The organism is Pseudoalteromonas sp. S8-8, assembly GCF_000497875.1.
GTDB classification, from domain to species: Bacteria; Pseudomonadota; Gammaproteobacteria; order Enterobacterales; family Alteromonadaceae; genus Pseudoalteromonas; species Pseudoalteromonas arctica.
In genome coordinates this window covers 166,699-176,536 of sequence record NZ_AUTR01000022.1, presented here as the reverse complement: position 1 = coordinate 176,536, position 9,838 = coordinate 166,699, and the positions used below count along the sequence as shown (strand labels likewise).

The 9,838-nt window shown below is 39.1% G+C and carries 9 protein-coding genes; 6 read left to right on the top strand and 3 right to left on the bottom strand.

Features of this window, described 5'->3' with window-relative positions; genetic code table 11:
* Positions 1 to 1,811, bottom strand: a 1,811-nt coding sequence (locus L659_RS0106740; protein ID WP_024590018.1) for an efflux RND transporter permease subunit, incomplete at its 3' end; no start/stop codon positions are given.
* Between the two features lie 3 nt (positions 1,812 to 1,814).
* The gene (locus tag L659_RS0106735) at positions 1,815 to 2,867 is read right to left on the bottom strand and encodes an efflux RND transporter periplasmic adaptor subunit (RefSeq protein ID WP_024590017.1); all 1,053 of its coding nucleotides are present in this window, start codon (positions 2,865 to 2,867) and stop codon (positions 1,815 to 1,817) included.
* A gap of 246 nt (positions 2,868 to 3,113) precedes the next feature.
* Here L659_RS0106735 and L659_RS0106730 point away from each other — a divergent pair, with 246 nt between their 5' ends.
* From L659_RS0106730 to L659_RS0106705, 6 genes are all read left to right on the top strand, one after another.
* Positions 3,114 to 3,818 carry a DUF2982 domain-containing protein gene (locus L659_RS0106730; RefSeq protein WP_024590016.1) on the top strand — a complete coding sequence of 235 codons (705 nt, stop codon included), beginning with the start codon at positions 3,114 to 3,116 and terminating at the stop codon, positions 3,816 to 3,818.
* A 22-nt stretch (positions 3,819 to 3,840) separates the two neighbouring features.
* Positions 3,841 to 4,173, top strand: a complete 333-nt coding sequence (locus tag L659_RS0106725) for a hypothetical protein (RefSeq protein ID WP_024590015.1) — start codon at positions 3,841 to 3,843, stop codon at positions 4,171 to 4,173.
* 69 nt (positions 4,174 to 4,242) lie between these two features.
* On the top strand, positions 4,243 to 5,892 hold the full coding sequence (locus tag L659_RS0106720; RefSeq protein WP_007581674.1) for an Lcl C-terminal domain-containing protein: 1,650 nt from the start codon (positions 4,243 to 4,245) through the stop codon (positions 5,890 to 5,892).
* A 9-nt stretch (positions 5,893 to 5,901) separates the two neighbouring features.
* Entirely contained in the window at positions 5,902 to 6,420 is a 519-nt protein-coding gene (locus L659_RS0106715; protein WP_024590014.1) for an Lcl C-terminal domain-containing protein, read from the top strand.
* A 165-nt stretch (positions 6,421 to 6,585) separates the two neighbouring features.
* Positions 6,586 to 7,503 carry an ExeA family protein gene (locus L659_RS0106710; protein WP_024590013.1) on the top strand — a complete coding sequence of 306 codons (918 nt, stop codon included), beginning with the start codon at positions 6,586 to 6,588 and terminating at the stop codon, positions 7,501 to 7,503.
* A gap of 11 nt (positions 7,504 to 7,514) precedes the next feature.
* Positions 7,515 to 8,552, top strand: coding sequence for a general secretion pathway protein GspB (locus L659_RS0106705; RefSeq protein WP_024590012.1), 1,038 nt, complete (start codon positions 7,515 to 7,517; stop codon positions 8,550 to 8,552).
* A gap of 53 nt (positions 8,553 to 8,605) precedes the next feature.
* On the opposite strand, the gene L659_RS0106700 is transcribed toward L659_RS0106705, so the two are convergent.
* Positions 8,606 to 9,799 carry an HD-GYP domain-containing protein gene (locus tag L659_RS0106700; protein ID WP_024590011.1) on the bottom strand — a complete coding sequence of 398 codons (1,194 nt, stop codon included), beginning with the start codon at positions 9,797 to 9,799 and terminating at the stop codon, positions 8,606 to 8,608.
* Positions 9,800 to 9,838 lie beyond the last annotated feature (39 nt).

Sequence of the window (9,838 nt, the reverse complement as noted above, 5' to 3'; positions counted from 1 at the left end):
CAGCCAGGCACTCGAACAAGTACGCGACTTAGCTCACCGGCTTGCGAGTAAGGCATTAAGCGCTCTTCAATTTTAGCCATATTAGCGGCGTTATTTTCGTAACTTGCGCCCTCAGGGCCGCTCATCATAATAAAGAACGTGCCACGATCTTCTTTTGGCGTTAGCTCAGAAGGAACTTGTAAAAACAACGAGTAACTAACAAAGCCAGCTAATAATAAGCTCACCATTAAACCCCATTTACGGGTTATGTTGGTGGAGAGTGAATTACGGTAACTTACTTCAATTTTAGTAAACTGGCGGTCCATCCATTGGCTAAATTTATTTGGTTTGTCTGATACTTTAAGTACTTTAGAGCACAAGGCTGGTGCGAGAGTCAGTGCTGTAACACTTGAGAAAAATACGGCAGCACTTACCGCCATAGCAAACTCAGTAAATAATGCACCTATACGGCCATCCATAAATACTAATGGCACAAACACCGATATTAGTACAAGAGTGGTTGCTACTATAGCAAAACCTACTTCACGCGCGCCTCTAAATGCAGCTAGTAACGGCGGCTCACCCAGTTCAATACGGCGGTGAATGTTTTCAAGCATTACAATGGCATCATCTACTACTAAACCAATGGCCAGTACTAAGGCAAGTAAAGTGAGTAAGTTAATTGAGTAGCCCATTGCCAATAAAAACATAAAGCTACCAACAAGTGCGACCGGTACGGTGACCGCAGGGATAAGCGTTGCTCGTATATTGCCTAAAAACAAAAATATAACGAGTACGACTAAACCCATAGAGATGGCAAGTGTGCTGTAAACTTCATTAATAGACTCTTTAATAAATACAGACGAATCGTAGCTGTCTTGAATTGTAGTGCCTTCAGGTAGGTTGCGTTTGATTTTTTCAAGTTCACTGCGTGCGTTATCTACTACGGTAAGTGTGTTTGCTTTAGCTTGTTTTACAATACCTAAGCCAATCATATTACGCCCGTTACCACGAAATAAGCTTTCGTCATCGGCAGCTTCTAAACGTACATCGGCAACTTCACCTAAACGTACTAAGTAACCTTCATCACCACGTTTAATTACCAGGTTTTTAAAATCGCGCTGATCTTTATAACTACGGGCAGTACGCACGGTAAAGTCACGATCTATAGATTCTATTTCGCCAGCCGGTAACTCAACGTTTTCTGTACGAAGTGTGTTTTCTATATCGCTTGAGGTAATACCCCGTGCGGCCATTGCTTGGCGGTTAAGCCAAATTTTCATGGCGTATTGGCGCTCACCACCAATACGTACGTTAGATACACCATCTACTACGGCTAAGCGGTCAACAATAAAACGCTGCGCGTAATCAGAGAGCTGTAACGAGTCCATTGTTTCGCTGTTTAATACAAACCAGGCGATTGGGCTTTCATCACTATTTGATTTAGATACTTCTGGCGGGCGTACCTGATCAGGCAAACTATCAAGTGCACGTGCTACACGTTCGCGTACATCGTTAGATGCTGCATCTATGTCGCGGTTAATATCAAACTCAATGGTAATGTTTGAGCGCCCATTACGGCTCGAAGAGTTAATACTTTTGATGCCTTCAATACCTGAAATTCGATTTTCTATTATTTGCGTTATTTTGGTTTCTATAATTTCGGCAGAAGCACCTGTGTATTCAGTGCTGATATTTACAATCGGCGTTTCAATATCCGGGTATTCACGAAGTGGCAGCATAGTAAACGCAACCAGTCCAAAAGTAAGAAGCAGTAAATTAATTACAATGGCAAAAACGGGGCGCTTGACGCTAGTATCTGTAATTTTCACGTATTACCCCTTTACGCTTACTTTACTTCCAGAGCGAATTTTTATTAGCCCCTCAGTAACAATTTGCTCGCCATCAGTTAGGCCTTCGTCGATAGCAACCCAGCCATTATTTCTGCTAGCAACATGCACTTCAATTTTATTAGCTATCCCATCTTGAATTTGAAAAACAAAGTGTTTGTCTTGCAAAGGTATAACCGCTTTTTCTGGCACCATTAAAGCTTGGTTGCTGCTTAGCTCAAGTGCTGTATTTAGTAACATACCAGGGCGAAGTAATCCTGATTTATTGGCAAAACTTGCTGTTACTTCAACACTGCGAGTAACCGAATCAATACGCGAGCTAATATGCGTTACCTTGCCGTTAAATGTTTGTCCTGGGTAGGCATCGTTTTGCGTAAGCACTTTCATGCCCATATTTAATTGTGCTAAATATTTTTCAGGTACTTTAAAGTCAACTTTAATAATACTAATATCATCAAGTGTTGTGATTATTGTTGTATTACTTACGTAAGCACCTATTGATATTTCACGCTTACCTAACAGGCCTGAAAAGGGCGCACTAATAGTCATTTCGTTTAATTTAGTTTTAGCGCTTTCTAGTTGGGCCTCTGTTGCATCAACACGAGATAACTGCTCCTCAAGTAACGACTTTGCCGTTGATTGCGAGCGTGAAAGTTCGGTTAGGCGATCTAACTGACGTTGTTCTTCACGTAAGTTAATGCCAAGCTCTTTAACGGCAAGCTGTTCTTGTTGGCTCTGTAACTGTACTAACTTTTGTCCTTTACTGACTAAGTCGCCGTCTTTAAAATATATATCTGTGACATAATCGTTTTGCGCACTTTTTATATAGATTGCTTGGTTTGCACGCGCGCTACCGATCGCTTCTATCATCACTGCGTTTTCCTGAGAAGTAACAGTATGAGCTGTTACTTGAGTAGACATTTGTGATAAATCGGCCTGTTCGCCGTGGCTAGCGGGTAGATATAAATAAACGCTAAATATTAGAAGTAACGTAATAATAAATGGAAAAAGTGCTTTACCTGATTGTCTTGAGTACATTGATTTCATACCTGAAAATGAATTGTAAGTATTGTACGAAATAAGACCGGGAAAAGACGGTTATGTGTCTCATAAATTTGTGCGTTAAGCGTAAAAGTAAATAAGATTTATTCATTGTTCCTATTTTGTTGAGGAAAAAGCGGTAATTTATGAAATTTAAAACCACCTGTAACTTATGTATAACAACAAGAAAGGTCATAATTTGGGCTGTTATTATGCTTGTTTTTTATATGGCGTTTTACCAATATGGATAAATCTAACAATGCCATTAAGTTTCGGGCACAAGGTGCGCGAAACGCAATTGAGGTGCTTGTTGCAGGTGCAATTGGTTTAGTTTTTATTATGTTGTTTAATTTACTGAGACCGGGTGAGATTAGCATACTTGAAATATTTTTAGTGAGCTTGTGTATTGCCGCTATTTTTATTGGATATTTAAAAACTCAAGAGCCATATCATAGCCTTATATTAAATGAGTCTGAGCTCGTTTATTACCATAAGTACGGAGCTTGGTGTATGCCTCATAGTAACTTTCATCACAGTGGTATACCCAAAATAGAAGATGGCTTTGATTACTTAGAATTAAATGCGGTTGGTATAAAGGTAAACGACATAGATGACTTTTTAACAAGCATAGCGCCTCGAATTGCAGGGAAATTATTAATAGAGCAGCGTAATTTATTTATGCAAGTTGTTCAAAAACATTGCAAAAATGGCAATTGCCCATCAGAATGGCTAATAGAAGATACACATTACACATCCCATAAAGGGATAAGCTATACTGGTCTTATAGCTATGTTTGCTAACAGGACTAAGCACCTTCAACTGTTAACCGGTTACGATTTATTATTACCAGCCAGTGTGTTAGATAGAGATATCTGGGCATTTAGTGCTAACTTAAATAAGTGGAAGCGCGAGCCTAGTCAGTTTATAGCGTCGCAAATTAATAATTAAGCTGCGACTGTAGGAAAGAAAAATGAGTCAAGAGAGAGCCTTTTTAAAAAGTGGTCGAAACACCATAATACATAAAGATAAAAAGCATGATTTAGTGATTGTAAACTCTGAAATTCATCCTAAAATTAAAGTGACTCAACATGGCTTAGAGCCATTTAAAGAAGAGTTACCTAAAAACCGCCGTGATGCAAAAGATCGCTATTTAGAAATAGTCTATGTTGGAAGCCCTGATATATTTGGCGAAGAAAAACAATTACTATTTATTCAAGCTTTAGATGGGCGTGAATACAAAGTAGATTACAGTAAAATCGGTACGAAATTGTTTGTACGCATTCATCAAGATACATATATGTAGTACTTTAATGGCATCTTTATTGCTAGTAATTACACTATAGTAATTATTTGACATAATAAGGTGCTGCGTATGAAAGCGTTTGCTTTAATCCCCCTCATTTCTTGCGGTTTGCTGAGTGCGTGTGGAGGTGGTGGCGGTGATAGCGATAATACAGTTGTAGAAACATCTGTTAATGCTGGAACCGATTTACAAATTATCGAAAAAACTGAATTTACTATCACAGCACAAGGTTCCCCCGCTGATGGTACGTTTTCATGGCAACAAGTTAGCGGCCCAAGCTTAGAAGGTTTTCCGCTTGAAGGCGCTGAGCAAACATTGACAGCCCCTGACGTAAAAACTGATAGTGAAATAATCTTAAGAGTAAGCTATCAAAGCACCGGTAGTAGCGCTGTTAGTGACGACATTTCTATTTCAGTGAGCTCTAATAATCAACTTCCTCTTGCTGTTGTTACCCAAACATCTCCTGAAACACTTCCTTCTGTATACAAAGACACAGTTACTTTGAGCGCCCTTGAGTCGAGCGATCCTGATGATAATGGCCAAATTGATAGTTACTTGTGGCAACTGCTATCAGGTCCTGATTTAGATATTGCTAGCTTTAATGAGTCAACTCTTAGCTTTTCTCATCCATTACTAGAAAGTAACGTAAATTTATCTTGGCAGCTAACAGTCACTGATGATGAGGGCGGTGAGGCAAGTACTCAATATTCAATGACGCTTAATAAAACAAATGAACTAGTGGATGCAAATGCAGGCGCTGATCAAAATGTCGAAGAGTTTGAAGAAGTAACACTTGACGCAACGAATAGCGAAACTGTCACCGATACCTATCAGTGTAAGTGGCAACAACTTACCGGTAATAGCGAAACATTAAGTAATAGCGACCAATGTACAACGACATTTTTTGCCTCTGATGTAGATACTGAATCCACGTTGAGCTTTGAAGTAACGGTAACCGACTCAAAAGGACGCACCGATACAGATTCTTTATTTGTTGATGTATCACCAAAAGCGCTTGGGCTTATAAACGATAGTGGTGTTGGTGAGTGCTATAACAACACCCAACGCATTAACTGTGAAAGCGATGACTTTCCAGCGCAAGATGCTGAACTTGGACGCGATAGCTATGCAAACCGCTTAGATAAGGTTGGTAAAGGTAATTTAGCGTTTGATTACACTAAACTTAATCAGTTTGCTGATGAAGTTGGTGATGATAGTAGTGACTTTACCTGTATACGCGATAATGTTACTGGACTTGTATGGGAAGTAAAAAGTGAATCCTCAGGAGTATTGCCAAATACAAGCTTGCGTGAGGGTCAAAATCATTACTTTTGGGATTTAGGTGATACAACCTTTACAGACACCAGTACAGCCAATTCAACTTGTCCGGATGATACGAGTTGTGGAGTACAAAGTTATATAAACGAAGTGAATAACTTAGATTTTTGTGGTGGTACAAATTGGCGGTTACCTACTTATACAGAGCTTTTAGGTTTAATTGATTATGGTAAGCAAGGGCAAAGCATATTAATTGATGAGGTGTTTTTCCCCAATATGCCAAGTGAAAGTGCATTAAGCCACTTACGTTATTGGACTTCACAAACCGCAGCCGATGGTACAAGTTTATCGCAAGCGTACATTATTGATATGAGTGATGGTAACGATCTTGCTTATCCAAAAGAAAATACCGCGTATGTTCGTTTAGTTAGAAGCCGTTAGGAGAAAATAATGAGATTAAAATTACTCTATGCACTAGCAACTATAAGCTTGAGCTTTAATATTGCAGCGGCGCAAACGTGCTACGACGGTGCAGATACCACAACGCCGACAGATAGATTTACCATAAATACAGATGGCACAGTGTCTGATACCGAAACAGGCCTTATGTGGCAACGTTGTAGTTATGGGCAAATTTATAATACAGAGACGCAGCTTTGCGAAGGCTCTACACCTTCTCTTACTTGGCAAGAAGCACTACGCGGTGCTAAAAATGATACAACCGCAGATTACGATGATTGGCAAATGCCTAACATTAAAGAGTTGGCGAGTATTTTAGAGCACAGTTGCACCGAGCCGAGCATTAATGAAGAGGTGTTTTTTGGTACTAAGCTTCAAAACTATTGGTCAAATACATCGGGTGTGAGCACGATGAGCTCTGCATGGGTTTATCAATTTGATAGTGGCCTGAATAGTTTGCACGCTAAAACAAGTAATGTGTATTTACGGTTAGTTCGCTACGAAGAGTAAATTACATACTAAGATTAGACAGATGAAAGTGCAGCCTTAAAACCGCTGCATTTTTTTGTTTTACATAAATTTACGTTATTTCAATAATAAAGCGCTTACAACGTTGTCACTTAGTGCGTTTTTTTGCCATTATAGGCCGTGATTTAATTACGAAGGAACATCACGGTGTATTTAAGCTATTTTGGCCTGAATGAAAAACCTTTTTCAATTTCGCCCAACCCTCATTACTTATTTTTAAGTGAACGACATAAAGAAGCCTTAGCACACCTTACCTATGGATTAGGTGAAGACGGTGGTTTTGTATTATTAACAGGCGAAGTGGGTACTGGTAAAACTACAATTACCCGCAGTATGTTAGAGCAGTTACCCGAAAACACGCAAGTAGCGATGATCCATAACCCAGCACTTTCAGAGCTAGAGTTATTAGCTAGTATCTGTGATGAGCTCAACATTAGTTACGATGCTAATAATGCGACGCTTAAAAGTCTTACCGATATTATAAAAAAGCACTTAGAGACCAATAATAAATCGGGTGGGCACACCATACTTATAATTGATGAAGCGCAGTTACTTGCCCCTAATGTGCTTGAACAATTACGCTTGCTGACAAATATAGAAACCGATCATAAAAAATTATTACAAATAGTATTGGTTGGTCAACCTGAGCTACAAGAGCTTTTAAAGCGCAATGAATTAAGGCAACTCGCCCAGAGAATAACAGCTCGTTACCATTTATTACCACTTACGCAAGGCCAAACAGTTGCTTACATAAAGCATCGGTTACATGTTGCAGGATGTGATAAAGGAATTTTTTCGATGGATGCCATGCAAGCTGTTCATCAATTAACCGGTGGTGTGCCACGATTAATGAACTTGGTATGTGAGCGAGCTTTGGTAGGCACTTTTGCAAAGCAGCAGTTGATAGTTGATAGCGATATAATAAAAAAATCAGCACATGAGTCATTACCCATGGATTTTGTAGCGCCAGTTAATGAGGCCAACAAAGCAACGTCATTTGTACCATATAGCCTTGCATTCGCTGCTTTATTTGCCGTAGGCATTGGGCTTTCATTTATTTTATAGTTAGGTAAGTTATGTCTTATTTATTAGATGCGCTAAAGCAGTCGCAGCAATCAGATATGAGTGCTGAGCAATACGACTTACAATCAGAGCAGTTAAAGCAACAGCAAGCACTTAAGCGTTATAGACGATTAGCGTTAGTATTTGGTACAAGCTTAGCTGCTTTTATTGCGGTAGCTGGTGGGTTTACTACTGGTAAGTGGTTTCAAGGTACTACTTTATTAAACATATCGGAACCCGCTGTAATTAAGGTGGTTGAAAGCGAAAAATCGTCAACTAAAGAAAAAGTTAAAGAGGTAGATGCCGCAGTTGAAAAGCAGCAAATAGCTAAGTTAGAACCTGCTAAAGTAGCTCCAACAAATACTGCAACGATTGAAGGGCAACTTGTACATGTGCAAACACCTAATGGTGTACAGCAAATGTTATTAACGCCTAATGGGCAATATATTCCTATGCCATCGAGTCAGGTCACGAGCGCAACGGGTTATAATCAGCAGAACGTGCAACAAGTAATGCCAGTTCAAAATTATAATCAGCCAGTATTTAATCCACAAAATAATTACAATCCAAATAATACACAGAACGCTTCGGTATTTGGGCAAAGTCAAAATACAGCATCAGCTCAACTAGATATGAGTAAATATAAAGTACTAGGTAAGCCAATTAATGGTAACAACCAATCTCAACAGATGAGCGATCCTGAGCTTGATGAGGTGCCTACAACACTTAAAAATGCGTTTGCGCAAGCTATACAAGACGTCGAAAAAAATCAGGATTATGAAGTTACCCATGCATCAAAAACGTCATCACGTGTTGAGCCTGTAGAATTGCTACCAGATGGCTTGCAATCAATGTTACCTAGTATTAAATATCAAGCGCATATTTATTCATCGAGCGCTGACAAGCGTTGGATCAAGCTAAATGGCCGAGAGCTACATGAAGGAGAGAGCATAGGCGCTTTAACTGTAAGAGAGATTACACCTGAGCAAAGTGTACTTGATTTTGATGGTTATGAGTTTAGCTTAAAAGCTTTGCAAGACTGGCCGCAGTAAACGCTTAGCTATTATGTTGAGAGCTCGGTAGAATGTTGAGCTCTCAATATTGCTTAGGATAATATTGAGTTTTTATAAAAGCGTTCTAAATCAATATTATATTCTTTAGGTTTCACCGCTGACTCAAGGGTATCTAGGGTTTTTTTATTAGCTAAATCGATATCTTTTATCTCTGTATAGCGACTATGCTTAGCACTGTAAAATGTTTTAACGATAGGTTTTAGCGGTGTGCTAGGGTTACTCTCGGTCACTAAACCAACTTTTTGACTCGATAATCTAACGAGCGTTCCTACCGGATGAATACCAATACATTGAATAAATTTATTAAGCAGCTCGGGATCGAAGCTATCTGGGCATCCGTCTTTTAGTATTTTAAAGGCTTTTATTGGCTCCATGCCTGCTTTGTAAACACGTTCTGCGGTAAGTGCATCATATACATCCACAATTGACGCCATACGTACGTATTGACTTATTTCGTCGCCCTTTTTAGCAAACGGGTAGCCTTTACCATCAAGCCTTTCGTGATGCATGCCAGCAATATCAACTGCAATACCCGTTAAACCAGACTCTTCTAATATCTCTTTACTGAAAAGCGAGTGCATTTTCATTATTTTAAATTCATCATCGGTAAAGCGACCTGGTTTATTGAGTATTTCATCAGGAATTTTTATCTTACCAATGTCGTGTAAAAGTGCGCCGGTAGTCAGTTCAACGATAATGTTTTTTTCTATACCTAAATGCTTAGCAAAAATCCCCATTAATATCGATACATTAATAGAGTGCTCAAGTAGGTAAGCATCTTTTTGGCGCATTTGGGTAAGGCAGGCTAGGGCATCTTGGTTTCTAAAAACAGAGTCCATAAAGCCACTTGCCAGCTCTCTGAATGGCGTAATATCTATATCGCGGCCTGCTTTAATATCTTTAAATGCTTTTATTTGCAGTGTTTTAGCTTCGTCATACAGCTTTTTTGCCTTTCCCATTTCTTGTTCGGCACTGTGTGTTTTTTGCCAAGGGTCACGCTTTATTTTTGTTGCAGGTACAGTGATAGGAGCTTTTTCAGGGACTGAGTCAATGAGGGTTTTATCAGGGTCTATTTCTACTTCTAAAATTCCTGCTTTTATTAGGTTATTAATACCAGCCTGAGTTTTAACCCAGCCTTGATTTTTAATTTTAATACTGCCAGTTTGCCTGGTAACACTTTGCACAAACATACCAGGCAGTAACTGACCAACAGGAATTATTTTCAAATTTATTACTTCTATTGTTAATCTTTCATTAAGCTAACA

What these genes read in the sequence shown, in the direction of transcription:
- L659_RS0106735 (WP_024590017.1), bottom strand. Translation starts at nt 2,867, where the DNA reads ATGTACTCAAGACAATCAGGTAAAGCACTTTTTCCATTTATTATTACG.
- L659_RS0106730 (WP_024590016.1), top strand. Translation starts at nt 3,114, where the DNA reads ATGGATAAATCTAACAATGCCATTAAGTTTCGGGCACAAGGTGCGCGA.
- L659_RS0106725 (WP_024590015.1), top strand. Translation starts at nt 3,841, where the DNA reads ATGAGTCAAGAGAGAGCCTTTTTAAAAAGTGGTCGAAACACCATAATA.
- L659_RS0106720 (WP_007581674.1), top strand. Translation starts at nt 4,243, where the DNA reads ATGAAAGCGTTTGCTTTAATCCCCCTCATTTCTTGCGGTTTGCTGAGT.
- L659_RS0106715 (WP_024590014.1), top strand. Translation starts at nt 5,902, where the DNA reads ATGAGATTAAAATTACTCTATGCACTAGCAACTATAAGCTTGAGCTTT.
- L659_RS0106705 (WP_024590012.1), top strand. Translation starts at nt 7,515, where the DNA reads ATGTCTTATTTATTAGATGCGCTAAAGCAGTCGCAGCAATCAGATATG.